The sequence below is a fragment of the Janibacter melonis genome (genome assembly GCF_003721155.3).
Classification (GTDB): Bacteria; Actinomycetota; Actinomycetes; order Actinomycetales; family Dermatophilaceae; genus Marihabitans; species Marihabitans melonis.
Window position 1 is genome coordinate 820600 of the sequence record NZ_CP044548.2, and the last position, 23559, is coordinate 844158.

At 73.8% G+C, this 23559-nt stretch carries 27 protein-coding genes; 18 read left to right on the forward strand and 9 right to left on the reverse strand.

Annotated features, from left to right (window positions below):
- Positions 1-5: 5 nt before the first annotated feature.
- From lnt to EEW87_RS03895, 3 genes are read left to right on the forward strand one after another with little or no spacing between them, the layout of a single operon-like run.
- The gene (gene lnt / locus EEW87_RS03885; RefSeq protein WP_123091775.1) at positions 6-1598 is read left to right on the forward strand and encodes an apolipoprotein N-acyltransferase; all 1593 of its coding nucleotides are present in this window, start codon (positions 6-8) and stop codon (positions 1596-1598) included.
- Complete coding sequence (locus EEW87_RS03890; protein WP_123091979.1) at positions 1591-2373, forward strand: polyprenol monophosphomannose synthase; 783 nt, start codon at positions 1591-1593, stop codon at positions 2371-2373. The genes lnt and EEW87_RS03890 overlap by 8 nt, the downstream gene beginning before the upstream one ends.
- Positions 2370-2891: an FxsA family protein gene (locus EEW87_RS03895; RefSeq protein ID WP_240341645.1), complete on the forward strand. Its 522-nt coding sequence runs from the start codon at positions 2370-2372 to the stop codon at positions 2889-2891. Before EEW87_RS03890 ends, EEW87_RS03895 begins: the two co-directional genes overlap by 4 nt.
- Before the next feature lie 131 nt (positions 2892-3022).
- On the opposite strand, the gene EEW87_RS03900 is transcribed toward EEW87_RS03895, so the two are convergent.
- Positions 3023-3379, reverse strand: coding sequence for an RNA polymerase-binding protein RbpA (locus EEW87_RS03900; protein WP_068275780.1), 357 nt, complete (start codon positions 3377-3379; stop codon positions 3023-3025).
- A gap of 245 nt (positions 3380-3624) precedes the next feature.
- Here EEW87_RS03900 and EEW87_RS03905 point away from each other — a divergent pair, with 245 nt between their 5' ends.
- Positions 3625-4995, forward strand: coding sequence for an MFS transporter (locus tag EEW87_RS03905; RefSeq protein ID WP_229298936.1), 1371 nt, complete (start codon positions 3625-3627; stop codon positions 4993-4995).
- Here the strand turns inward: EEW87_RS03905 and EEW87_RS16920 are convergent, their stop codons facing one another.
- Both EEW87_RS16920 and EEW87_RS03915 read right to left on the reverse strand, forming a co-directional pair.
- Positions 4996-6372 (reverse strand): M15 family metallopeptidase, encoded by a 1377-nt coding sequence (locus EEW87_RS16920; RefSeq protein ID WP_240341646.1) that lies wholly within the window; start codon positions 6370-6372, stop codon positions 4996-4998.
- A gap of 147 nt (positions 6373-6519) precedes the next feature.
- Positions 6520-7638 carry a methyltransferase gene (locus EEW87_RS03915; RefSeq protein ID WP_123091982.1) on the reverse strand — a complete coding sequence of 373 codons (1119 nt, stop codon included), beginning with the start codon at positions 7636-7638 and terminating at the stop codon, positions 6520-6522.
- 133 nt (positions 7639-7771) lie between these two features.
- On the opposite strand from EEW87_RS03915, the gene EEW87_RS03920 reads away from it, so the two are divergent.
- The 4 genes from EEW87_RS03920 (at position 7772) to EEW87_RS03935 (ending at position 9991) form a co-directional block, all read left to right on the forward strand.
- Complete coding sequence (locus EEW87_RS03920) at positions 7772-8116, forward strand: single-stranded DNA-binding protein (RefSeq protein WP_068275776.1); 345 nt, start codon at positions 7772-7774, stop codon at positions 8114-8116.
- Between the two features lie 15 nt (positions 8117-8131).
- Entirely contained in the window at positions 8132-8416 is a 285-nt protein-coding gene (locus tag EEW87_RS03925) for an ECF-type sigma factor (protein ID WP_224767070.1), read from the forward strand.
- Positions 8417-8425: 9 nt separating this feature from the next.
- On the forward strand, positions 8426-9007 hold the full coding sequence (locus EEW87_RS03930) for a GrpB family protein (RefSeq protein ID WP_123091778.1): 582 nt from the start codon (positions 8426-8428) through the stop codon (positions 9005-9007).
- Between the two features lie 87 nt (positions 9008-9094).
- Entirely contained in the window at positions 9095-9991 is an 897-nt protein-coding gene (locus tag EEW87_RS03935; protein ID WP_123091779.1) for a DUF6892 domain-containing protein, read from the forward strand.
- Between the two features lie 89 nt (positions 9992-10080).
- Here the strand turns inward: EEW87_RS03935 and EEW87_RS03940 are convergent, their stop codons facing one another.
- Positions 10081-10593 carry an MSMEG_6728 family protein gene (locus EEW87_RS03940; RefSeq protein ID WP_192826125.1) on the reverse strand — a complete coding sequence of 171 codons (513 nt, stop codon included), beginning with the start codon at positions 10591-10593 and terminating at the stop codon, positions 10081-10083.
- Between the two features lie 104 nt (positions 10594-10697).
- Between EEW87_RS03940 and EEW87_RS03945 the strand changes: the two genes are divergently transcribed.
- Positions 10698-11489 (forward strand): alpha/beta fold hydrolase, encoded by a 792-nt coding sequence (locus tag EEW87_RS03945; RefSeq protein ID WP_123091780.1) that lies wholly within the window; start codon positions 10698-10700, stop codon positions 11487-11489.
- 146 nt (positions 11490-11635) lie between these two features.
- Here the strand turns inward: EEW87_RS03945 and EEW87_RS03950 are convergent, their stop codons facing one another.
- Positions 11636-12682 carry an NAD(P)/FAD-dependent oxidoreductase gene (locus EEW87_RS03950; RefSeq protein ID WP_123091781.1) on the reverse strand — a complete coding sequence of 349 codons (1047 nt, stop codon included), beginning with the start codon at positions 12680-12682 and terminating at the stop codon, positions 11636-11638.
- Positions 12683-12747: 65 nt separating this feature from the next.
- Here EEW87_RS03950 and EEW87_RS03955 point away from each other — a divergent pair, with 65 nt between their 5' ends.
- From EEW87_RS03955 to arfB, 7 genes are all read left to right on the forward strand, one after another.
- Positions 12748-13593, forward strand: coding sequence for a UbiA family prenyltransferase (locus EEW87_RS03955; RefSeq protein WP_240341647.1), 846 nt, complete (start codon positions 12748-12750; stop codon positions 13591-13593).
- Complete coding sequence (locus EEW87_RS03960; protein ID WP_123091782.1) at positions 13590-14702, forward strand: type III polyketide synthase; 1113 nt, start codon at positions 13590-13592, stop codon at positions 14700-14702. The genes EEW87_RS03955 and EEW87_RS03960 overlap by 4 nt, the downstream gene beginning before the upstream one ends.
- Positions 14699-15256, forward strand: coding sequence for an isoprenylcysteine carboxyl methyltransferase family protein (locus EEW87_RS03965; protein WP_123091783.1), 558 nt, complete (start codon positions 14699-14701; stop codon positions 15254-15256). Before EEW87_RS03960 ends, EEW87_RS03965 begins: the two co-directional genes overlap by 4 nt.
- Before the next feature lies 1 nt (position 15257).
- Positions 15258-16046, forward strand: coding sequence for an MBL fold metallo-hydrolase (locus tag EEW87_RS03970; protein WP_123091784.1), 789 nt, complete (start codon positions 15258-15260; stop codon positions 16044-16046).
- Between the two features lie 2 nt (positions 16047-16048).
- Positions 16049-16930, forward strand: coding sequence for a DUF72 domain-containing protein (locus EEW87_RS03975; RefSeq protein ID WP_123091785.1), 882 nt, complete (start codon positions 16049-16051; stop codon positions 16928-16930).
- A gap of 111 nt (positions 16931-17041) precedes the next feature.
- Positions 17042-17515: a universal stress protein gene (locus EEW87_RS03980; protein WP_123091786.1), complete on the forward strand. Its 474-nt coding sequence runs from the start codon at positions 17042-17044 to the stop codon at positions 17513-17515.
- A gap of 42 nt (positions 17516-17557) precedes the next feature.
- Positions 17558-18010: an alternative ribosome rescue aminoacyl-tRNA hydrolase ArfB gene (arfB, locus tag EEW87_RS03985; protein WP_229298946.1), complete on the forward strand. Its 453-nt coding sequence runs from the start codon at positions 17558-17560 to the stop codon at positions 18008-18010.
- Here the strand turns inward: arfB and EEW87_RS03990 are convergent.
- The 3 genes from EEW87_RS03990 to EEW87_RS04005 form a co-directional block, all read right to left on the reverse strand.
- On the reverse strand, positions 18007-18438 hold the full coding sequence (locus EEW87_RS03990) for a DUF309 domain-containing protein (protein ID WP_123091787.1): 432 nt from the start codon (positions 18436-18438) through the stop codon (positions 18007-18009). The two genes, arfB and EEW87_RS03990, sit on opposite strands and share 4 nt — an antisense overlap.
- Positions 18435-19382, reverse strand: coding sequence for a VOC family protein (locus EEW87_RS17205; protein ID WP_318825904.1), 948 nt, complete (start codon positions 19380-19382; stop codon positions 18435-18437). The genes EEW87_RS03990 and EEW87_RS17205 overlap by 4 nt, the downstream gene beginning before the upstream one ends.
- A gap of 96 nt (positions 19383-19478) precedes the next feature.
- On the reverse strand, positions 19479-20510 hold the full coding sequence (locus tag EEW87_RS04005; RefSeq protein WP_123091788.1) for a TerC family protein: 1032 nt from the start codon (positions 20508-20510) through the stop codon (positions 19479-19481).
- 241 nt (positions 20511-20751) lie between these two features.
- On the opposite strand from EEW87_RS04005, the gene EEW87_RS04010 reads away from it, so the two are divergent.
- A complete protein-coding gene (locus EEW87_RS04010) occupies positions 20752-21942 on the forward strand; it encodes an ATP-binding protein (protein WP_163562371.1) in 1191 nt (396 codons plus the stop codon).
- Between the two features lie 4 nt (positions 21943-21946).
- On the opposite strand, the gene EEW87_RS04015 is transcribed toward EEW87_RS04010, so the two are convergent.
- Positions 21947-22402 carry a DUF4190 domain-containing protein gene (locus EEW87_RS04015; RefSeq protein ID WP_123091790.1) on the reverse strand — a complete coding sequence of 152 codons (456 nt, stop codon included), beginning with the start codon at positions 22400-22402 and terminating at the stop codon, positions 21947-21949.
- Positions 22403-22517: 115 nt separating this feature from the next.
- Between EEW87_RS04015 and tdh the strand changes: the two genes are divergently transcribed.
- Positions 22518-23555, forward strand: coding sequence for an L-threonine 3-dehydrogenase (gene tdh / locus EEW87_RS04020; RefSeq protein WP_123091791.1), 1038 nt, complete (start codon positions 22518-22520; stop codon positions 23553-23555).
- Positions 23556-23559 lie beyond the last annotated feature (4 nt).

A 23559-nucleotide genomic window follows, 5' to 3' on the forward strand; every position in this document is an offset into this window, starting at 1 on the left:
CGGACGTGCCCGAGACCCCCTTCGCCCCGCCCGCCTGGGTGCGCGCCGTCCTCGCGGTCGCCGGCGGGCTGCTCGTCTGGCTCACCTTCCCCGACCACGGGATCCACCTCGCCGGGGTGCCCGGTGTCGCCCTCGTCGGCCTCGCCCTGTGGGGCGTGCGGGCGCGGGTGGGCTTCGGCCTCGGGATGCTCGCCGGCTGGGCGACCTTCCTGCCGACGCTGCACTGGTCGGGCATCTTCGTCGGCGCGATGCCGTGGGTGGCCCTGTCGACCGTGCAGGCCCTCTACGTCGCCGTCATGGGAGCGGTCCTCGCGGCCGTGCAGCGCCCGCTGCTCGCCCGGGGCCGTGTGGTCCTCGCCGCGCTCGCCCTGCCCGTGCTGTGGGTGCTGCAGGAGCTCGTCCGCGGCACCGTCCCCTTCGGCGGCTTCCCGTGGGCCCGTCTCGCCTTCGGGCAGGCCGACAGCCCGCTCGCGCGGTGGGCCTGGCTCGGCGGGGCGCCGCTGATCAGCCTCGTCGTCGCGCTCCTCGCGGTGCCGCTCGTGCTGCTCGTCGTGCGTCGCACGTTGCGCGCCGCCCTCCTCGTGCCGGTCGCCGTCGCCCTCGGGCTCACCGGCCTGCTCCTCCCGGTCCACGCCGAGGCGCCCGAGGGCTCGACGCCGGCCCGGATCGGGATGGTGCAGGGCAACGTGCCGCGCGCCGGCCTCGACTTCAACGCCGAGCGGCGTCAGGTCCTCGACAACCACGTCACGGGCACCGAGGAGCTCGGCCGCTCCGGTGAGCGCCTCGACCTCGTCGTGTGGCCGGAGAACTCCAGCGACATCGACCCGCTGCGCAACCCCGACGCCGCCGCCCAGGTGCAGCGCGCGCTCGACGCCGTCGACGTGCCCGTCGTCGTCGGCGCGATCCTCGACGAGCCGAGCCCGGAGGTGAGCAACGCCAGCCTGCTCTACGAGCCCGGCCGTGACGCCCCGACGGCCCGCTACGTCAAGCAGCACCCCGTCCCCTTCGCCGAGTACGTCCCGTACCGGGACTTCTTCCGCCTCTTCTCCGACAAGGTCGACCTCGTGCGGGTCGGCTTCGCGAAGGGGCCCGGGCCGCAGGCCTTCCCCGTCGAGGGGTCCGCGGGCGGCTTCTCCGTCGTGCCGACGATCTGCTTCGAGGTGGCCTACGACGGGCTCATGCGCGAGGCGGTCCACCACGCCGAGGACGGCGGGCTGCCCAGCGTGCTGCTCGTGCAGACGAACAACGCGACCTTCGGGTACACGGCCGAGTCGACCCAGCAGCTCGCGATCTCGCGGATCCGGGCCATCGAGCACGGCCGACCCGTCGCCCACGTCTCGACCGTCGGCGTGAGCGCCGTCATCGCCCCCGACGGGTCCGTCACCCAGCCCACCGAGCTCTTCACCGCGGCCCAGGTCGTCGGCACCTTCGACGCCCGCACCGGGCTCACCCCCTCCGACCGGCTCGGCCCGTGGGTGGAGATCGGCAGCGCCCTGGCCCTCGTCCTGCTCGTCGTGGCGGGGCGACTGCGCGGGCGCCGGGCGGATAAAGTCGACACCTCACCGAAGACGAAGCTGGAGTCGAGTGCCCGTGCCTGACGCCCCCCTGCGGCCCCCCATCACCCGGGTGGCCGTGCTCATCCCGACCTACAACGAGCGCGAGAATCTCCCGCGCGTCGTGCAGCGCGTGCGCGACAGCGTGCCGAGCGCCGACGTCGTCGTCCTCGACGACAACAGCCCCGACGGCACCGGCGCGGTCGCCGACGAGCTCGCCGCCGCCGACGACCAGGTCCACGTCCTGCACCGCCAGGGCAAGGAGGGTCTCGGCGCGGCCTACCTCGCCGGCTTCCGCTGGGCGCTCGACGCCGGCTACGACGCCGTCGTCGAGATGGACGCCGACGGCTCGCACCGCCCGGAGGACCTGCCGGCGATGCTCGAGGCCGCGCGTGACGCCGACCTCGTCATCGGCTCGCGCTACGTGCGCGGCGGCAGCGTCGTCAACTGGCCGCTGTCGCGCAAGGCGATCTCCATGGGCGGCAACCTCTACATCCGCGCGATCCTCGGCATGCCGGTCAACGACGCGACGGCCGGCTACCGGGTCTACCGCGCGGACACCCTGCGCGAGATCGGCCTGCACCAGGTCGAGAGCGCCGGCTACGTCTTCCAGACCGACCTCACCGTGCGCACCGTGCGCGCCGGGATGCGCGTCGTCGAGGTGCCGATCACCTTCGTCGAGCGCGAGATCGGCGAGTCGAAGATGGACGGCGACGTCGTCAAGGAGTCGATGCGGCGCATCACCGGGTGGGGCGTGCGCCACCGCCGTGACCAGGCCGCCTCCCTCCTGCACCGCGAGCGGCGGTGGCACCGGCTGTGAGCCAGATCCACGGCCAGCCCGGAGCACCGCGACGGCGGCGCCGCGTCCTGCCGTGGGTGCCGGTGGCGCTGCTGCTGCTCGTCGTCCTCGAGCTCGCGGTGATCATCGCCGTCGGCCGCCGGATCGGGGCCTTGTGGACGATCGTCTCGCTCGTCGCGCTCTCGGTCGCCGGCGTGTGGCTGCTGCGGCGCGAGGGTGCCCGGGCGATGCGCGCCCTGCGCACGTCCGCCCGCACGGGCGAGATGCCCAGCCGGGCGCTGGCCGACGGCATCCTCGTGCTCGTCGGCGGTCTGCTGCTCGTGCTGCCGGGCTTCGTCACCGACGTCGTCGGGCTGCTGCTCGTCCTGCCCTTCACCCGCCCCCTCGCCCGGCCGCTGCTCGAGGCGGGTATCCGGCGTCGCGTCTTCGGCGACCTCGGGGTGATCCGGGTGCGCACGGCCACCCACCGCGACGGGCGCTCGCGCCGCGACGGCCCCGACCCCGGCGACGAGGTCGTCGAGGGCGAGATCGTCGACTGAGAGACGCCGAGCACGGTCCGACGGGGGAGGGGGTCCCCCTTCGCCCGCCAACCCCCGCGCGACGTGCCGTGCCTGCACGACGAGAGCCGCCCCGGTCGTGCCGGGGCGGCTCTTGTGCGAGGAGGGTGCGGTCAGGCGGAGCGCTTGCGCGGCTTCTCGCCGCGACGCTCGCGCAGGAGCGCCAGACGCTCCTCGAGGAGCTCCTCGAGCTCGGGGACGGAACGGCGCTCGAGCAGCATGTCCCAGTGGGTGCGGGCGGGCTTCGTGGGCTTGAGCTCGGGCTCGGGGCCGTCGAGCAGCTTGCCGAGCTTGCCGCAACGGCACTCCCAGGTGCTGGGGATCTCGGCCTCGACCGAGAAGGGCAGCTCCGTGCGGTGGCCGTCGTCACACACGTAGGTGGTGATCTGCCGCTCGCTGGGGACGACGTTCGCGGTGGTCTCCATGCTGAACGACACCATGCGGGTGCCGCGAAGTGTGCGCTCTGCCATCTCAGTACTCCTCGTCGATCAGGGGGTGCGCCCGCCCTGCTGTCGGGCACACATGAAGAACGCCCGGGGGCGTCCAGTTTGTTCCGGCTCCGCGGCAGGCGTGAGGTACGTCGCCTGCGACTCAGATCACATGAGGGGGTCGATCTGCGCTCTTCGGCGAGCGAGCGATGTCGGCAGTCCGTCAGGTTACCGCGTCGTACCCGTGTCGCGCACATCGGCCCACGGGGCGAGGGTACGGTCCCCCTGTGACCCAGCACCGAAGCGACGTCGACGCCGACCTGCCCCTCGCGCCGCCCGGCTCCGCGCTGCGGCACGGGGACTCTCGGACGCCACGTCGCACGGTCGTGTCCTGGGCGATGTGGGACTGGGGCGCCCAGCCGTACAACACGGTCATCATCACCTTCGTCTTCTCCGTCTACATCACGAGCTCGAGCTTCGGCGCGACGAACGCGACGTCGACCGCCCTGGCGATCGCCACCGGCATCTCCGGCCTCGTCGTCGCCCTCGTCGCCCCCGTCCTCGGGCAGAACGCGGATCGCAGCGGTCGCACCGTGCGCAACCTGCGGGTGCAGACCTGGCTCATGGCGGCCCTGGCCGCCTCGCTCTTCCTCGTGCGTCCCGAGCCGGGCTTCCTCCTGCTCGGCCTCGTCCTGCTCGGCGTCGGGTCGATCGTCTCCGAGGTCGCCGGGGTGACGTACAACGCGACGATCGAGCAGGTGGCCACGCCGCGCACCGTCGGCCGGGTGTCCGGCTTCGGGTGGGGGATGGGCTACCTCGGCGGCATCCTCGTGCTCCTGCTGCTCAACTTCACCCTCATCGCACCGGAGCGCGGCCTCTTCGGCGTCACCGGCGCCGACGGCCTCGACATCCGCGTCTCGATGCTCGTCTGCGGGCTGTGGATCGCGGTCTTCACCGTGCCCGCCTTCCTCGTCCTGCGCGACGAGCCGCGCGAGCGGGCCCCGCGCGTGGGCATCGCCGAGTCCTACCGGCTGCTCTTCGCCTCGCTGCGGGCGCTCTACGCGAGCTCGCCCCACACCGTGTACTTCCTGCTCGCCTCGGCGCTCTTCCGCGACGGGCTGGCCGGGGTCTTCGCCTTCGGGGCGATCCTCGCCGCGGGGACCTTCGGGCTCACCGCGGGCGAGGTCATCATCTTCGGCGCCGTGGCCAACGTCGTCGCGGGGCTGAGCACGATGGCGATGGGCGTGCTCGACGACCGGATCGGCCCGAAGCGGGTCATCATCATCAGCCTCGTCGCGCTCGTCGTCATCGGCCTGGGCATCTTCGTCCTCCACGACGGCGGCAAGCCCGTCTTCTGGAGCCTCGGGCTCGTCATGACCGCCTTCGTCGGACCGGCGCAGGCGGCCTCGCGCAGCTATCTCGCGAGGGTCATCCCCGAGGGCCGCAGCGGTGAGATCTTCGGGCTGTACGCGACGACCGGGCGGGCCGTGTCCTTCCTCAGCCCGCTCGCCTTCGCCGCCTTCATCGCCCTCGGCGCAGCGGTGACCGGAGATGACAACACCCAGTACTGGGGCATCCTCGGCGTCGCGCTCGTGCTGCTCGCCGGGCTCGTCGTGCTCATCCCCGTGAAGTCGCACGAGGAGCAGGTGCGGGGCTGATCAGCCCGCGTACTCCCAGTGCCAGGGCTCGGGCAGGCTGCCGCCGGCCTGCGCCCACGCCGGGTGGAACCACCCGTAGAGCGCGGCGTTCTGCTGCATCCACGCGTGCGCGGCGGTGCCGAAGCTGTTGATCCCGCCGCACAGGTCGAGGGCGAGCCCGAGCCCGTGGTTCGAGCGGCCCGGCGTGGCCGCCCAGCCGCCGCGCTGCTGCTTGACGATGACCTGCTCGGCGTAGGAGCGGTAGCTGTCGGTGATGCAGATCGGCGAGCCGGTGTCGCGGGCGTAGGCCTTGCTCATCTCGTTGAAGGCGGCCGCGGCCTTGGGCCGCAGCATCTCGCCGGCCGCGCCGATGAGCGGGCACAGGGCGTTCGGGGGCACCTGGCCGTTGGGGTAGGTGCCCTCGTTGTCCGAGCACGGTGCGGCGCCCTCGAAGGCGCTGACGTCCTGCCCCGCCTTCTCCATCGCCGCGGTGAGGCTCTCCTGGGCGTCCTGCGCGTCGGGGTCGGTGAGCCCGAGGAGGGACTTCACGAGCGGCCCGGCCTCCTTGAGCTCGGAGGCGTACTCCTTGCGCAGCGTCTCCAGCGTCGCCTTGCGCTCGGTGATGACGGCGGTGAGGTCCTTGCGGGCCTTGTCGGCCTTGGCCTTCTCGCTCTTGGCGCGCTTCTCCGCCGTCGCCCGCTTGCGGGAGAGCTGGGCGGCGGTGATGGTGTCGACCCGCACGAGGTCGACGCTGTGGATGCGCTCGTCGGTGAGGTAGCTGAGGTCACCGGCGGAGTCGCCGGCCTTGGCCGGTGACTTCGTCATGATGTTGAGGAAGGCCATGGTGTCGGTGTAGCCGCCGGCCTCGGTGTACGTGCCGAAGGCCCAGTCGCGCAGGTCCTCGCGGCCCGCGTCGAGCCGGTTCTTCAGCCGGGTGGACGCACGACGCGCCTCGTCGGCCTCCTTCTTCGCGGCGCGGTGCTTCGACGTGGCCTCGGAGTAGCGCTCGAGGAGGGTGTTGGCCCGGGTGGAGTGACGGCGCAGCTCGGTGACGAGGGAGCCGATCTCCTTGTTGTTCTTGAGGATGCTCGCGGCGAGCGCGTTGGCCTCGTCGACCTGCTTCCTGACCTCGGCGGGGGAGAGGGCGTCGTCCTCCTCCCCCTTCGCGCTTTCGTCGTAGGCGAAGGGGTCGCTCGAGCTCTCGCTGCCGCTCGCACCGGGAGAGGTGGGGTCTGCGGGCTCGCCGGCCGGGTCACCGGTGGTCGGGGCCGTCGTGCCCGTGGGTGCCGGCTCGGTGGTGCTCGTCGGGGCGGGGGTGGTGCTCGTCGGCGCGACGGGGGAGGGGTCGGCGACCGCGGCGGGGGCGGTCAGCGACCCGGCGACGGTGCACACGGCCACGGCCTGAGCGCATCGGCGCCACGAGATGGTCCCCACTCGGTGTGTCCCCTTGACTGTCGCTGGTGCCAGATGGCACGGCCCCCATGATACGTACGGCACGGGCCCGTGGGGAGGGGATCCCCAGACATCTGCGACAGCCCTCTCGGATCAGCCCCGCTGCAGCCGCACGAGGACCTCGTGGTGGCCGGTCTGCGGGAACATGTCGACGAGGCGCGCCTCCTGCGCGACCCACGACGGCAGGTCGGCGAGGTCGCGGGCCAGCGAGGCGACGTCGCAGCTCGAGTAGACGAGGTGACGCGCCGAGGAGCGCTCGAGGGCCTGCGTCAGCGCACCGATGCCGCGCCGCGGCGGGTTGACGACGACGAGGTCGGCGTCGGCGGTCGCGGCGTCGGCGTCGCCGGTCCCGAAGTCCGCGGCCAGGCCGAGCTCGGCCGCGGTGGTCCGGGCCGCGGCGACGGCCTCGGCCGAGATCTCCAGGCCTCGGACCGGCGTGCCGGCGGGCAGCACCCGCGCCGCGTGGAGGGCGAAACCGCCGACCCCGCAGTACAGGTCGAGCACCGACCGCGGGGCGACGTCGCGGACCCAGCCCGTGGCGGTCTCGTAGAGCGCGGCGGCGGCCGCGGTGTTGGTCTGGAAGAAGCCGCCGGGTCGCAGGTGCAGCGGCACCCCGCCGATGCTCATCGTCAGGTGCTCCTGCTCCGTCAGGAGCACCTCGTGCTCTCCCTCGAGGACGGCCTTGTGCTCGGGCTGGAGGTTGACGCTCACGACGACGAGGGAGGGCAGCTCCTCGAGCAGGCGGGGCAGCGCGTCGCGCAGACGCGGCAGGTGGCGGTCGCTGCGCAGGACGAGACGGAGCATGAGCTCCTCGTCGGGGCTCACGGTGAGGAGCACGTGCTTGAGCTCGCCGCGCCGACGGGGCACGTCGTAGGGCGGCACCTGCAGCCGCTCGAGCCAGTGGGCGACCGGGCCGAAGGCGGCCGAGAGGGCATGAGGGTAGAGCCCGCACCCCTGGAGGTCGACGCCCCGACCCTCCCGGTCGAGGATGCCCAGGGTCAGGGCGCCGGGGGAGCCACCGACGACGAGCTTGGCCTTGTTGCGGAAGCCGGCCTCGGGGGAGGCGAAGGGGGAGCGCCACACGACCTCGGGCGCGACGCGGGCCAGCCGCTCCTGCACGTCCTGCTGCTTGCGCCGCAGCTGGACCTCGTAGGGGATGCCCATGAAGGTGCAGGACCGGCACGCCCCCGCGTCGAAGTAGTCGCACTGCACGCCCTCATCGTGCCACCCGTCCACAGCTCGTCCGTCGCGGCGGTCGCCGTCCACAGCCGCCGCCGGGCCCGTGCACCCGGTCGCACGACGGCGGACCGTGGGGGCTTAGCAGGCCGACGCAGGAGGAGCAGACATGGACGAGCAGGGTCAGGGCAGCGGCACCGACGTCAACGAGGTCCGGCTCGTCGGGCGGGTGAGCGGCGAGCCGACCGTGCGCACGCTGCCGAGCGGCGACGAGGTGGTGACCCTGCGGGTCGTCGTGTCGCGCACCGACGGGCGGCCGGTGGACACCATCGACCTCGCGTGCTGGTCCGCGCGCTCACGACGGGCCGCGCAGCACCTCGCCGACGGCACACGGGTCGAGGTCGAGGGCTCGTTGCGGCGGCGCTTCTACCGCACGCCCGGCGGGGCGGCCAGCCGGTACGAGGTCGAGGTCCGCCGTCTCGTGCGCGAGCGGACGCGTGTCAGCACATGTTGACACTCGGGGCACGCGGTGCCATCGTGTCAACATCTGTTGACGAGGCGAGGTGGCCGGACGATGACCCAGGAGATGGTCGACATGGTCGTGACCTTCATGGACGACGAGGACCCCCGTGCCGCGCTGCGCGGGGGAGCAGAGCTGCGGCGCGGTGTCGAGCGGCGCGAGGCCGTGCTCGTGCGGCGAGCCCGCAGCGCCGGCCTGTCGTGGGCGGAGATCGCCCACGAGCTGGGCGTCAGCCGGCAGGCGGTGCACCGCAAGTACGGCGGCTCGCGCTTCGAGCGAGCGCGCTCGACGTAGCCTGCGACCGTGGACGAGTCATCAGCAGGCAGCACCCGCCGACGCCCCGACGTCACCGACGTCGAGCTCGTCGGCGGGACGGAGAAGGTGCGGCTGCACCTCGTCGAGCACGACCCGGCGTGGGCGCAGGCGTACGCCCGCCATGAGACACGTGTTCGAACGGCGCTCGGGGGAGTCGCACGATCGGTCGAGCACATCGGTTCGACCTCCGTGCCGGGCCTCGCGGCCAAGCCGATCGTCGACGTCCTCGTCACCGTGCCCGACATCACCGCCGAGGAGGACTACCTCGACGCGTTGGTGGCCGCCGGGTACCAGCTGCGGGTGCGCGAGCCCGGCCACCGGCTGGTCCGCACGCCGGAGCGCGACGTCTTCATCCACGTGCTCGAGCCGGACGACCCGGCCGCCGACGACTACCTGCTGCTGCGCGACCACCTGCGCCGTGACGCCGACGACCGGGCGCTGTACGAGTGCACGAAGCGTGAGCTCGTCAGCAGGGACTGGCCGAGCATGAACCACTACGCCGACGCGAAGACCGAGGTCATCGAGGCGATCAAGGCGCGCGCCCGGGCGGCTCGGGACGCTTCCACCTGAGCCTCTTCTTCAGGATGTGGGCGCTCCCTCGTCTTTCGCCGATAATCGACATTATGTCAAGTAGCGCACTCGGTTAGGGTCCCCCGCATGTCGACACCTGTCATCGAGCTCGGACCAGACGCTCTCCTCGTCGAGGGCACCCCCGTCGTGCTGCCCATCCCCATCGGCACCCTCGTCGCGGCCTGGGGCGAGCCCGAGCTCTGGGTCGGCACGGCCGGGTCCGTCGTCACGTGGCACGAGCTCGGGGTCTTCGCGCACCGTCTCGACGAGACGCACGTCAAGACGCTCTGCGTGCAGCTGCGTCCCGAGGCGGACGCCCCGGCCTTCGTCCCCCGGTCGGCCTTCACCGGCCGTCTGGTCGTCGACGGCGAGGTCGTCACCGACGAGCTGCCCGGGGCCGGCGTCGACGCACGTCGCGTCGCCGGGACCGCGACGACCGAGCGTCACGGCGTGCGTCTGCACGCGAGCTACGAGGGCGACCACCTCGAGTCCGTCGAGATGACCGTGCCGAGGACGACCCCGGCCGTGCCGGTCGAGCGCTACGCGCCGCGGCGGGTCGCCGACCCCGTGCGCTTCACCGACCTGGGGCTCAAGCTGGCCGTCGTCGACGAGCTGATGTACCAGCAGGAGGTGATCCAGCCCCGGCTCGACGCCCGTGACTTCGCCCGGTCCTACACCGGGCGGACCATCGACCTCGACGCCGAGGGTCACCGGCCCGTCCCGGAGATCCTCGCCTACCTCCAGGACCTCCAGATCGACCGCAGCGAGGCCGCGCTCGTGCACGAGCTCGTCATCGACGCGGGCAACGACGTCTACCGCGAGGTCGCCCCGCTGTGGGACGGGGAGGACGACACCTTCGACATCGGGTCGTGGGCCGACCTCGACCTCCTCCCCCACCTCACGAGCCTCGACTTCGTCTCGCTCACCCCGGACGACGAGACGCTCGACGTGCTGCGGGCCCGTGGCCTGGATGTCGACGCCTGAGGGCCCTGCGCCGCTCGAGGTGATCGCCGGCGTCCACCCCGGCTCGCCCGACGCACCCCGTGACGTCAGGGCGCCGCGATCAGCGCAGGTCAGCGCGGCGGTGCGCCGCTGGTGGGCCCGCCAGGAGGGATGACCGCTCCCCCGTCCTCTCGACCGGGCGGCCACACATACGGCAGACCCGGCTCGACGTCGTCGAAGAGCGCCCCGTAGTGCGCGGGGAGCTTGGAGAGGAGCGAGGAGCGGTGGCTGCGGTGGAAGGCCTCGTCGCCGAGCCATGACGGCAGCGCGCCCGCCGCGGCGAGCTCGTCTTGGGTGCGCACGGCCTCCACACCCGATCCCGCCAGATCGGCCCGGATCGTCGCGGCGCAGGTGTCGGCGAAGCCCCGCGCGACCCACACCTCGCAGCACGTGAGCGAGTACCGCCCGAGCGCCTCGAGGCAGCCGCGCCACATCGTCACGGCGGGGTGGTTGCGCCACCCGTAGCCCGGCACGGTGAGTCCTCGCACCACCTGGATGCACTCGACGCGCTGCTTGCCCAGACGCTTGTCGTCGAGAGCCTGCGCGGAGGCGGCGAAGTCGGCGTACGGCAGGAAGGTCTGCACGGTCCTCCTCGTCGGGTCTCGGGCCCGGAGGCTCGGCTGCCGGTTCGGCGCTCGAGCGGTGGCAGCTGCCACCCTCGCACGAGGCGGGGTGTGAGACTGCGCGGGTGACCCCCTTCGCCCGGCTCGTCGAGCGCGTCCACCGCCGCCGGCACGACGGGGTCGTCCGTCACCGCGTCGACGTCATGGGCACCACCACCGCCTGGGTCGAGCGGGCGCCCGAGGGGCCGCCGACGGCTCCTGCGCTCGTCCTCGTGCCCGGCCTGTCGATGTCGTGGCGGGCCTACCAGTGGCTCCTCGAGCACCTGCCCCGGGACCGCGTGGTCGTCGCCGTCGACCCGCCGGCGTCCGGTCGCACGGGACGTCCGCAGCGCGGTCTCGACGCCGACGCGCAGGCGACGCACGTCGCGGCCTTGCTCGACCACCTCGGGATCCGAGGCGTCGACCTCGTCGGCCACTCGCTCGGCGCCCTCACCGTGGCGCGGCTCGCGGGCTCGCGGCCGGACCTCGCCCGGCGGGTCGTGCTCGTCGGTCCCTCCCCCGACCCGCACCTGCCGCACGTCCGCGACCACCTCCGGGCCCTCGTGGGCGACGCGCGCCGCGAGCGGCCGCGAGTGCTCGTGCAGGCCGCGACCGACTACGTCCGGGCCAGCCCCGCGCTGCTGCCCGCCTTCGTCGCGCAGATCGGCACGAGCGCGACCGAGCTCATGGCCGGGGTCGTGGCCCCGACGACCGTGCTGCGCGGGGGCCGCGACGCGGTGGCGGGCCGCCGGTGGTGCGCCGACCTCGCCGCCGCGGTCGAGGACGGGCGCTCGCTCGTCCTGCCCGGCGGCACCCACGGGCTGCCGCAGCACGACCCGGCCGATCTCGCCGCCGTCCTGCGCGACGTCCTGCGCTGAGCCCCGCTCGTGGTCCGCGAGACCCGGTCGCCGCCGGCCCGCGACGACCGGGTCTCGCGGACTCCGAGCGGGTCTCGGCGGGTGGCGGTAGTGGGGTGGGAGCTGTGGGCTGGGCTCGGTCGGGTTGGTCAGGTCGGTCGTGCCGGTCAGGCCGAGCCGATGGAGCGCACCGCGGCGCCGAAGACCCACGGGACGCGTGCGGCCGCGGGCACGACGAGCCGGCGCACGGGTCGCAGCCGGGTCGCGGTCACCAGGCCGAGGGTGAGGGCGGTGTGCCGGCGGGTGACCGCTCGCCACCTCGCGTCGTACGAGGCGGGGTCGTCGTCCGTGACCGCGGCCACCGCCGCCTCGCCCTGGGCGACGCCGAGCATCGTCCCCTCCCCCGTGAGCGCGTCGACGTAGCCCGAGGCGTCGCCGACGAGCAGCACCCGACCGGCGACACGGGCTCGGGTGCGCTGGCGCAGCGGCCCGGCGCCCCGGGCCGAGCTCGCGGCCGCGGCGTCGCCGACCCGCTCGAGCAGCGCCGGGAAGCCGGCGAGATGGGTCTCGAAGGGAGCCCGCCGCCGGGTGAGGACCGCCACCCCCACCATCGTGCCGTCGACCGGGGTGACGTAGGCCTCGGCGTCCCGGCCCCAGTGGACCTCGACGTGGTCGCTCCACGGCGCGACGGCGAAGTGCTGGCGCAGGCCGTAGCGCGGCGTGCCGGAGGCGGGGCGCTCGAGCCCCAGCGCACGGCGCGTCGGCGAGTGCAGGCCGTCTGCGGCCAGGAGGTAGCGCGCGCGCACCCGGGTCTGGCTCCCGTCGCGGGTCACCCGCACGGTGACCCCGTCGGCGTCCTGGGTGATCTCGCCGGCCCGCCCCGTGACGAGCTCGACGTCGGCCGCGCCGACGCGATCGGCGAGCGCAGCGTGCAGGGTCGTGCGCCGCACGCCGCGCCCGGGGCCGCTGCCGAAGCCGGCCTGCGCCGACCGCTCCCCCGCCACGTAGCGGATCCCCGCGATCGTCACCCCTGCGGGGTCGACCCCGAGCGCGCGCAGGGCCTCCAGGCCCGCCGGCATGAGCCCCTCGCCGCACGCCTTGTCGACGACCCCGACGCGCTGCTCGACGAGGGCGCACGACAGGCCGGCACGCCGCGCATGGAGCGCGGTGGCCAGGCCGACGGGCCCACCTCCGATGATGACGACGTCGAGCACCGACCCATCATGACTGCCCACCTCGCAGACGGCGCCTGCGCGGCCCGCCCGGTTACCGTGGCGTGGTGCCGCAGACCCCTCGACGACCCGTCCTGCGGGCAGCACGCGGCCTGGCCCTGACGACCCACCCGGGCCCCGCCGTGGCGGTCACGGCCCTGAGCGCCCTGCTCTCCCGCGCGGCCTCCCTCCCCCTCTCGCGCGGCAGCCGCGTGGTCACCGCCGTGGGGTGCGGTCAGCTCGTCATCGGCTGGACCAACGACCTCGTCGACGTCCAGCGCGACCGGGCCGTCGCGCGGGCCGACAAGCCGCTGGCGAAGGGGGACGTCTCCCCCGTCGCCGTGGGGTCGGCGGCCACCCTCGCCGCCGTGAGCTGCGTCGTCGCCTCGATGAGCTGCGGGCGCCGGGCCGGGCTCACCCATCTCGGGCTCGTCGGCTGCGGGGTCGCCTACAACCTCGGCCTCAAGAGCACGTGGTGGTCCTTCGCGCCGTACGCTCTCGCCTTCGGCTCGTTGCCCTCCGTCGCGACCCTCGCGGCCCCCTCCCCCGCCCTCGCGCCGTGGCCGACGACGGCCGGGGCGGCGCTGCTCGGCGTCGGGGCCCACCTCGTCAACGCCCTGCCCGACCTCGAGGACGACGAGGCGACCGGCGTCGCCGGGCTGCCGCACCGCCTCGGCGAGCGCCGCACCCGACAGCTCGTCGGCGCCGTCCTGCTCGGATCCACGCTCGTCCTGCTCGCCGGGCGTCGCCCCCTTCGCGGGGCCGATCTCGCACCCCTCGCGGCGACGCTCGCCCTCGTGCCCCCGGCGGTCCGCACCCGCGGCCGCTCCTCGCTCGCCGCGGTCGTCGCGATCGCGGGCGTCGACGTCGCCCTGCTCGGCAGGGGCCGACCCCGGAAGGATCCCCGTAGATGACCGCACCCCCGCTCGACCGCGCCAGCAGGCTCCGCTCGGTCGGCGCCGTCCTGCCGCCGTACCGCTACGACCAGACCGAGCTCACGACGATGTTCCTCGACATCCTCGGCGAGCAGGACATCCACCCCGAGGTCGTGCGGCGCACCCACGCCAACGCCGGCGTGAGCCAGCGCCACCTCGCGATCCCCGCCGAGCGCTACGCCGCGCTCGAGGACTTCGGGGCGGCCAACGACGCCTTCATCGAGGCCGCCGTCGAGCTCGGCGCGGCCGCCATGCTCGACGCGCTCTCTCAGGCCGGGCTCACCCCCTCCGACGTCGACCTCGTCATGTCGACGACCGTCACCGGGCTGGCCGTGCCCTCGCTCGAGGCCCGGATCGCGGCGCGGATCGGGCTGCGCCCCGACGTCAAGCGGGTGCCGCTCGTCGGCCTCGGCTGCGTCGCGGGGGCCGCGGGTGTCGCCCGCGTGCACGACTACCTCCTCGGGCACCCGCAGGACGTCGCCGTCCTCGTGGCCGTCGAGCTGTGCAGCCTCACCGTGCAGCGCGACGACGCGTCGATGGCCAACGTCGTCGCGAGCGGCCTCTTCGGCGACGGGGCGGCCGCGGTCGTCCTCACCGGCGCCGAGCGCGAGGCGCCCTCGCCGTCGACGAGCCCGGGCAGCGACGTCGTCGTCGTCGAGTCGCGCAGCCGGATGTACGCCGGCACGGAGCGCGCCATGGGCTGGGACATCGGGCAGACCGGGCTGAAGATCGTCCTCGGCGCCGAGGTGCCCGGACTCGTCCTGGCCAACCTGCGCGGCGACGTCGACGGCTTCCTCGCCGACCACGGGCTGACCCGCGAGGACATCGGCTGGTGGGTCGCCCACCCGGGCGGGCCGAAGGTCCTCGAGGCGATGCAGGACGCGCTCGAGGTGCCCCGTGAGGCCCTCGGCATGACGTGGTCCTCGCTCGACCGCATCGGCAACCTCTCCTCGGCGTCGGTCCTGCACGTGCTCGCCGACACCCTGCGCGACCGTCCCCCGGTCCCGGGGACCCACGGGATGCTGCTCGCCATGGGCCCCGGCTTCTGCCTCGAGATGGTCCTGCTGCACGCGGAGGTGTCACGATGAGGTCCACGACCGCCTACTACGGGCTCGTCGCCGCCGTCGGGGTCGAGCGCCTCGTCGAGCTCGTCGTCGACCGCCGCAACCGCCGCTGGGCGGCCGAGCAGGGCGGTGTCGAGACCGGCGTCGGCCACTACCCGGCGATGGTGGCCCTCCACACCGGGCTGCTCGCCGGGTGCGTCCTCGAGGTGTCGAGGGCCCGACGCCCCTTCGTCCCCGCCGTCGGCTGGCCGGCGGTCGCGGGTGTCGTCGCGGCGCAGGGCCTGCGCTGGTGGTGCATCCGCACCCTCGGGCGCCAGTGGAGCACGCGCATCGTCGTCATCCCGGGCGCGCAGCGGGTGACCTCCGGCCCCTACCGCGTCATCCCGCACCCGAACTACGTCGCCGTCGCGACCGAAGGGGTGGCCCTCCCCCTCGCGCACTCCGCGGGCGTCACCGCCACCGTCTTCACCGTCCTCAACGCCGTCCTCCTGCGCCACCGCATCCGCCTCGAGGACGAGGCGCTGCGCTCCCTTCGCCCCGGCACCACCGCCGAGGAGGAGACACCCGAGAGGAGCTGACATGACCGACGCCACGCTCGAGTTCGTCGGGACCGCGACGAGCCTGCTGCGGCTGGGTCCCTTCACGATCCTCACCGACCCGAACTTCCTGCACCGAGGGCAGCTGGCCTACCTCGGCAAGGGGCTCGCCAGCCGTCGTCTCACCGAGCCCACCCGCACCCCGGCCAGCCTGCCCGAGCTCGACGCGATCGTCCTGTCGCACCTGCACGGCGACCACTTCGACCGGGTGGCCCGCCGCGAGCTGACGCGGGACCCGCCGTTGCTCACGACGCCGCAGGCCGCGCCTCGCCTCGACCGGTGGGGGTTCGACGCGGTCGGGCTGAGCACGTGGAGCAGCCACGAGCTCGAGCGTGACGGGGTCGGGCTGAGCATCACCTCGACGCCCGGACGGCACGCCCCGGGTCTCGCGCAGGCGCTGCTGCCGACGGTCATGGGCTCGGTGCTCACCCTCGACACCGGCAGCGGCGAGCCCCTGCGGGTCTACGTCACCGGAGACACCCTCTACCGCGAGTCGCTGCGCGAGGTCGTGGAGCGCTGCGGCCCGGTCGACGCCATGGTCGTCCACCTCGGGGGCACCCGCGTGCTCGGCCTGCTCGTGACGATGGACGACGAGCAGGGCGCCCGTCTCGTGCAGACGATCCGCCCGAAGGTCACCGTGCCGGTGCACTTCGACGACTACCGGGTATTCCGGTCGCCGCGCGAGGACTTCGTCGCCCGCTTCGCCCGCGACGCGCTGCCCGGCGACCTGCGGGTCGTCGAGCGCGGCCGGACGATCTCGCTGGTGCCGTAGCCATGACGTACTACGTCGGGGTGTCCGGGTGGCGCTACCGCGCGTGGCGGGGCGACTTCTACCCGCAGGGGCTCGTCCAGCGCCGCGAGCTCGAGTACGTCGCGCAGCGGATGACCTCGGCGGAGATCAACGGCTCCTTCTACTCCCTGCAGCGCCCGTCGTCGTACGCGACATGGCACGACGAGACGCCCGACGACTTCGTCTTCGCCGTCAAGGGCGGGCGCTTCATCACGCACATGAAGAAGCTGCGCGACGTCGAGACGCCGCTGGCGAACTTCTTCGCGTCCGGGGTGCTCGCGCTCGGCCGCAAGCTCGGACCGGTGCTGTGGCAGCTGCCCGCTCGGACGACCTTCGACCCGGGCCGTGTCGGGGACTTCCTCGCGATGCTCCCCCGCACCCTCGACGAGACAGCGCAGCTGGCCCGCGGGCACGACGACAAGCTCGGCGAGGGCCGCGCGCTCGTCGACCTGCCCGACGGACTGGACGGGCGCCGGCGGGTCCGGCACGCCCTCGAGCCGCGGCACCCGAGCTTCGACACCGACGAGGCTCGTGACCTGCTGCGAGCCCACGACGTCGCCATGGTCGTCGCCGACAGCGCCGGCCGGTGGCCGCGCATGGAGGACTCGACGACCGACCTGCACTACGTGCGCCTGCACGGCGAGACCGAGCTCTACACGAGCGCGTACCCGCCGAGCTCGCTGGACCGCTGGGCCGAGCTGTGCCGCGAGTGGCACGACCAGGGGGGCGACGTGCACGTCTACCTCGACAACGACGCGCGAGGGCACGCGCCCCACGACGCCGTCGCGCTGCTGGACCGGCTGGGCGGCGTGCCGGAGCACCGCACGCCCGTCCCCGGCGGCCCGGGCGAGCAGGGCGGCGGCTGACCAGCGCCCGGGCCGTCGGCGCCGCTACGCTGACGTGGGACATGCAGGACGGGTCGCCCCGCGCTGGTGCTCGCGCGATCCCGCCACCCACCTCACCGAGGAGCCCCCGAGATGCACGTCCTCATCGCCACCGACGGCTCGAAGCAGTCGCTGCGGGCCGCCCGCCACCTCAAGACCTTCGCCGACCCCGCGAAGATCGACACGATCACCGTCCTCGCCGTGACCCGCCCCCTCGCGGCGCTGTCCTTCCACGACGAGATCTCGCCCGACGCGCGCCGGCCCAAGCCGATGGCCGAGGCGTCCTTCCGCGCCGAGGCCGAGGCGGCGGTCAAGGTCGTCGCCGCCGAGTTCGACGACTGGGAGGGCACGACGGTCAAGCGCAGCGTGCGCAGCGGAACCCCGTCGACGGAGATCATCCGGGCGGCCAAGCTCGGTGACGTCGGTCTCGTCGTGCTCGCCAACGGCAACCGCGGGCTGAGCGAGAGCATCCTCATCGGCAGCACCGCGGCCCGTGTGCAGGCGTCGGCGCCGTGCCCGGTCCTCGTCGTGCGCCCGACCCCGAGGCCGCGGCGGCGCAAGAGCTGACGGCGGACGCGGGGCACCGCACGGGTCGGGGATGATGCAGGCGTGAGCGACGCCGACCTGCGGGTGCCGCCGGGGCCTGGGATCCCCGGCGGTCTCGTCATCCCCGGCGGCGAGCTGCGAGAGCGCTTCTCGCGCAGCTCCGGACCGGGAGGGCAGGGCGTCAACACGACCGACTCGCGCACGCAGCTCTCCTTCGACGTGTCCACGACGACGGCTCTGACCGCGTCGCAGCGTCGCCGGCTGCTCGACCGGCTCTCCGGCCGGCTCGTCGACGGGGTGCTCACGGTCGACGCCTCCGAGCACCGCTCGCAGCGCCAGAACAGGTCGGCGGCACGCGACCGCCTCGCGGCCCTGCTGCGCGAGGCGCTCGCCCCTCCCCCGCCGCCACGGCGGGCGACCCGGCGCACCCGTGGCTCGCAGGAGCGCCGGCTGGCGGCCAAGCGGGAGCGCTCGTCGACCAAGCGCGCCCGCTCCCGGCCGCACGGGGACGACTAGCCGACCGGCGGGCCCGGGTGCGGCCCCCGGGCCCACGCGAGCACCTCGTCGAGGTCCAGCCCGTAGGTGGGCCCGCCGGCGTGCTGGTAGGCCTCGACCCGCTCGCCCCCACGCTCGACGAGCCGCCGCCCGCCGGTCTCGTTGCCCCGGGCGAGATGGGTGACGCCGACGCAGACCTGCGCCAGCCCCTGCCAGAGGTCGCGCTCCGACGACGGGGCGGCCTTCCACCTCGCCTCGAGCACCTCGTGCGCCGAGAAGGGGCGCCCCTCGCGCAGCAGCCGACGGGCCTCCTCGACCGTCTCCAGCGGCGGCAGGGGGTCCTCGCTCACCGGCTCGACCCCGGTCGCGCCGTACGGCAGCGGACGTCCGAGGGCGTCGCGCGGGCGGGACTGGCGCGGGCGGCCCTCGTCGTCGCGGTCGCGGCTCACGACGACCTCATCTCGTCGGGCAGCTGCAGGGCGACGACCCGCCCCGACGCGACCTCGTCCTCACCGGCGGTCATCGTCAGCGCGACGGTGACCTTGCGGCCCTTGACCTCCTCGACCCGCCCGCGCACGACGAGCTCGACGCCCATCGGGGTGGGGCGCTGGTAGCGCACCTCGAGCGTGCCGGTGACGTAGCGCAGCGACCCGTCGCCCTCGAGGTCGAGACCGGCGGCGTGCGTCCCGGCGAGCGCGGCCGACCCCGTGCCCGAGCAGTCGAGGACCGAGGCGACGAGCCCTCCGTAGACGTAGCCCGGCATCGCCGTCTGCTCGGGGCCAGGGGTGAATCGGGTGATCGTCTCGGTGCGCGACCCGTCGGCCCACCGGGTCTTCAGGTGGTGCCCGAAGGGGTTGCGCGCCCCGCAGCCGTAGCAGTGGGCCGCGTCGGCGGGGTAGTGGTCCTGGACGGCCGGTCCCTCGCCGGCCGTGGTGCCAGCGGTGCCGGCGGCCTCCGCCCGCCGGGTGCCCAGCCAGCGCCGGCTCGCCTCGACGAGAGAGTCACCGAGCGGCGTCGGGTTGTGGGCGACCTCCCAGCGGTAGCCGTCCGGGTCGGCGAAGTAGCCCGAGTACCCGCCCCACTCCCGGCGCTGCCCCGCGGTGACCTGCGCGCCGGCCGCGGCCGCGAGGGCGAGCACCGCGTCGACCTGGTCGGCGTCGGTGACGTTGTGCGCGAGGGTGATCGGCCCGATCCCCTCGGCCGGCTCGCCGACCTCGGCGACGAAGCCCGCGCGGTCCCACAGCGAGAGGACGAGGCCGTGGGCGAGGGGCAGGAAGAGCACCTCCCCCGGCTCGTGGAGGACCGGCTCCCAGCCGAGCCCGTCGACGTAGAAGGCGTGCGACCGCCCGACGTCGGCGACGGCCAGGGTGACGAAGTTCGCGCGCTGCTCCATGCCCGCCACGCTAGCCCGGCCCCGCCGCACGAGCAGGTGCGACGGGGCCGGGCATCGGTGCGGGCGGCTCGGTCGGCACCGGGGTGGGAGAGGTGGTCAGTGCGAGGTGCCGGCCTCCTGCGTCGTCGGCTCCTCGTCCCGGGCGTCGCGGCGGTTGGCCATGAGGCTGGTGATCGTCGTGATCGTCAGCGCCCCGACGATGACGCCGAGCGAGGCGAGGGTCGGGATGGTCGGGACCGACTCCCACACCCCGTGCGCCCAGTGGAGGATGAGCTTGACCGAGATGAAGGCGAGGATCGCCGCGAGACCGTAGCCCAGGTGGCGCAGCTTGCCGATCATCCCCTCGAGGACGAAGTACAGGGCGCGCAGGCCGAGCAGGGCGAAGGCGTTGGTGACGAAGACGAGGTAGGGGTCACCGGTGATGCCGTACACGGCGGGCACGGAGTCGATCGCGAAGATGAGGTCGGTGCCGAGGATCGCGAGGACGACGAGCGCGAGCGGGGTCAGGGCCTTGCGACCGCGCTCCCCGACGATCATCTTCGTGCCCCGGTAGTCGTCGGTCACCGGGTAGAGGCGACGGGCGAGGCGCACGATCTTCAGCTCGTCGACGTCGACGCTGTGCTCGCCGGAGCGGGCGTCGCGCAGGACGGTCCACGCGGTGAAGAGCAGGATCGCGCCGAAGAGGAGGAACATCCACGAGAAGCGCGCGATGAGCGCCGCGCCGACCGCGATGAAGGCACCACGCATGACGAGGGCCCCGACGATGCCGATGAGCAGGACGCGCTGCTGCAGCACCCGCGGCACGGCGAAGCTCGTGAGGATGAGGATGAAGATGAAGAGGTTGTCGACGGAGAGCGACTTCTCCACGAGGTAGCCCGTGTAGTACTCGACGCCGATCTGGGAGCCGTGCTGGCTCCACACCCACAGCCCGAAGGCGAGGGGCAGGGCGATGTAGAAGGCCGACCAGCCGACGGCCTCCTTCATGGAGACCTCGTGCGGGCGCCGGGTGAGCAGGAAGTCGAGGGCGACGAGCGCCAGGACGCCGGCGATCGTCACCCACCACAAGGTGGCGTCCGCGATGGACTCGATACCGGGAGCGGCCGAGGCGGCCGAGGACAGGGAAGACACAGCAAGGACCTCGCATCGTCGAGCGGTGCGAGGTCTCCTTCGCCCGACGCCGGGCCGTGCACCGGGCGGGGCATGGACCCCGCGGAATGACCGGCGACACGCTGGGAAGTACTCCCCTCGTGGTTGCACATTAAACCAGGCGGGCTCTCAGCGGGGCAAAGCGGCAGGGGTGTCGTACACCTCCCCTACAGTCGATGACATCTGGCCGATGTGTAACAAGGTGTCACGAGAGGACGCGACGATGCGCAACCCGTACACGCCCGGTGAGCTGCCCCGCGTCCTCGCCGGGCGCGAGGACCAGCAGCACCGCATCCGCGGCGTCCTCAGCCGGGTGAGCGCCTACGGCGAGACCGGCGGCCCGCCCGTCGTCTTCCTCGGCCCGCGCGGCGTCGGCAAGACCTCCCTGCTGCGCGAGGCGCAGCGCGACGCCGACGAGCACGGCTTCCTCACCGTCTGGGTCTCCTGCCACCACGGCGCCCCCTTCCTGCCCGACCTCGTCAGCCGGGTCGACCACGCCCTGCGGGCGGCGGACGTCGTGGCGAAGGGGGACCGCCGCTCCCTCCGCCTCGACGAGATCGCCGTCGAGCTCGGCGTCCCGACCGGGGTCAAGGTCTCCGCCCGGGCTGCCCCCGACGAGGGGGGCGGCGCCGAGACGGGCGCCCAGGTCTCGGCTCTCGAGGATCTCCTCCACGGCACGGCGACCCGGGTGCGCGAGCGCGGCGGGTCCGGCCTGCTCGTGCTCGTCGACGAGCTCCACGCCCCGAGCCGGACCGACCTCGCGGTCCTGCTCAACGCGATGCAGAACCTCGCGGGCGGGCGGGAGGACTCCCCCTTCGCCCTCGTCTGCGCCGGGCTCCCCTCGAGCGTCTCCGTCCTCACCCGGGCGGCGACCTTCGCCGAGCGCAGCACCTTCGTCACCCTGCCGCCGCTCGCGCCCGAGGCCGCGGCCCAGGCGGTGGGCGAGCCCGCCGAGGAGCTCGGCGTCGGCTGGACCGGCCCGGCGCTCACCGAGGTCGTCGAGCGCGCCCAGGGCTTCCCCTACCTGCTCCAGGTGCTCGCCCACGCGACCTGGCAGAGCGCCTCGCCGGTGGCCGGCGACCGGCTCGGGGTCGCCGATGTCCGCGCCGGGCTCCCCCTCGTCGAGGCGCAGCTCGACGCCATGTTCGCCGCCCGGTGGGGTGCGGCCACCCCGCTCGAGCAGCACCTGCTGACCGTCATGGCGCACGCGGGCAGCGCGAGCGTGACCCGCGCCGAGATCGCGGCGGGCATGGGCCGCTCGACCCAGTCGCTCGGCATGCCCCGCGAGCGGCTCATCGACAAGGGCATCGTCGAGCCGGCCGGGCACGGCCGCCTCCGCTTCACGATGCCCGGCTTCGCCGAGTACCTGCGGGCGACGACGGCGACGGGCGACGCCAGCCGCCCCTCGACGTGACGGGTCAGGACCCGGCGACCATCGCGGCGAAGAGCCCGACGTAGAAGAGGACGAAGATCGCGACGACGGCGACGCCGACGCCGAGGAGCACCGTGCCGACGATGCCGAGGATGCGCCCGATCGAGACGAAGTCGCGGTGGCCGTAGCGCCCCGGGCTCGCGTCGATCTCGCGCAGGGCCTGGTTGCCGAGGTACCACGCGATCGGCGAGGTGACCCACACCCCCATGATGCCGACGATGCCGAGCACGAGGATCGTCACCGCCTGGGGGTGGTCGGGCGGCATCTGCGCCATCTGCGGGAAGGGGTGCGGCGCCCACGGGCCGGCCGCGGCACCCGGCACCTGCTGCTGCGGTGCCGGCTGAGTGCTCCCGGACGCGGGGATCTCGGTCGTGGTGCCGGCCCCCGCCGGACCGGTGACCGGCCCCTGCTCGACGTCGTCGCCCCTGCTCTCCTGCGTCATGCCCGCACCCTACGCGGGGGCCGTCAGGGCGACGATGGGGAGATCTCCCCCGGCCGCGCTACCGTGACCTCGGTCTCGACGCGGAGACCTCCCCCGACCCGTCAGGAGATCGACGATGCGTGCGCTGGTCAAGACCCGTCCCGGACCAGGTCTGGAGCTGGTCGACGTGCCCGAGCCGACGCCCGGGCCGCGCGACGTCAAGATCCGCGTGCTGCGCGCCGGTCTGTGCGGCACCGACCTGCACCTGCACGACTGGGACCGCTGGGCCGCCTCGACGGTCACGACCCCCCTCGTCCTCGGCCACGAGTTCAGCGGCGTCGTCGCCGAGGTCGGCTCCGACGTCACCGACGTCGAGGTCGGGGCGCTCGTCTCGGGCGAGGGCCACGTCGTGTGCGGCCGCTGCCGCAGCTGCCGGGCCGGCCGCCGTCACCTGTGCATCAACACCTCGAGCGTCGGCGTCAACCGCGACGGCGCCTTCGCCGACTACGTCGTCATCCCGGCGACCAACGTCTGGGTCCAGCCCGAGGACTTCGACCCCGACCTCGCCGCGGTCTTCGACCCGCTGGGCAACGCGACCCACACGACCCTGTCCTTCCCGCTCGCAGGCGAGGACGTCGTCGTCACCGGCGCCGGGCCCATCGGCGTGATGTCGGTGGCCATCGCCCGGCACGTCGGCGCCCGCTACATCGCGGTGACCGACCTCTCCGACGAGCGTCTTGAGCTCGCCCGTGCCGCCGGCGCCGACATCTGCGTCAACCCGGCCCAGACCGACCTCAGCCAGGTGATGCGCGACCTCGGGATGCGCGAGGGCTTCGACGTCGGGCTGGAGATGAGCGGCGCTCCCCCGGCCGTCGCGTCGATGATCGACCACATGAACCACGGCGGGCGGATCGCGATGCTCGGTCTGCCCGGCGAGCCCTACCCCGTGGACTGGGGCAAGGTCATCACCCACATGATCACCATCAAGGGCATCTACGGCCGCGAGATGTACGACACCTGGTACGCCATGAGCGCGATGCTCTCGACGTCTCGCCCCCTTCGTGATGCGGTCACCTCCGTCATCACCCACCGCTACCCCGCCACCGACTGGCAGACGGCCTTCGACACCGCCCGATCGGGCCGGTGCGGCAAGGTCGTCATGGACTGGAGCTGATCGC

Bases quoted from the DNA above. Each gene is read 5' to 3' on its own strand.
- EEW87_RS04010 (WP_163562371.1), top strand. From the start codon at position 20,752: ATGCGCAACCCGTACACGCCCGGTGAGCTGCCCCGCGTCCTCGCCGGG.
- EEW87_RS03900 (WP_068275780.1), bottom strand. From the start codon at position 3,379: ATGGCAGAGCGCACACTTCGCGGCACCCGCATGGTGTCGTTCAGCATG.
- EEW87_RS03965 (WP_123091783.1), top strand. From the start codon at position 14,699: ATGAGGTCCACGACCGCCTACTACGGGCTCGTCGCCGCCGTCGGGGTC.
- tdh (WP_123091791.1), top strand. From the start codon at position 22,518: ATGCGTGCGCTGGTCAAGACCCGTCCCGGACCAGGTCTGGAGCTGGTC.
- EEW87_RS17205 (WP_318825904.1), bottom strand. From the start codon at position 19,382: ATGGAGCAGCGCGCGAACTTCGTCACCCTGGCCGTCGCCGACGTCGGG.
- EEW87_RS03970 (WP_123091784.1), top strand. From the start codon at position 15,258: ATGACCGACGCCACGCTCGAGTTCGTCGGGACCGCGACGAGCCTGCTG.
- EEW87_RS03960 (WP_123091782.1), top strand. From the start codon at position 13,590: ATGACCGCACCCCCGCTCGACCGCGCCAGCAGGCTCCGCTCGGTCGGC.
- EEW87_RS03920 (WP_068275776.1), top strand. From the start codon at position 7,772: ATGGACGAGCAGGGTCAGGGCAGCGGCACCGACGTCAACGAGGTCCGG.
- EEW87_RS03935 (WP_123091779.1), top strand. From the start codon at position 9,095: ATGTCGACACCTGTCATCGAGCTCGGACCAGACGCTCTCCTCGTCGAG.
- EEW87_RS03975 (WP_123091785.1), top strand. From the start codon at position 16,049: ATGACGTACTACGTCGGGGTGTCCGGGTGGCGCTACCGCGCGTGGCGG.
- EEW87_RS04015 (WP_123091790.1), bottom strand. From the start codon at position 22,402: ATGACGCAGGAGAGCAGGGGCGACGACGTCGAGCAGGGGCCGGTCACC.
- EEW87_RS03980 (WP_123091786.1), top strand. From the start codon at position 17,042: ATGCACGTCCTCATCGCCACCGACGGCTCGAAGCAGTCGCTGCGGGCC.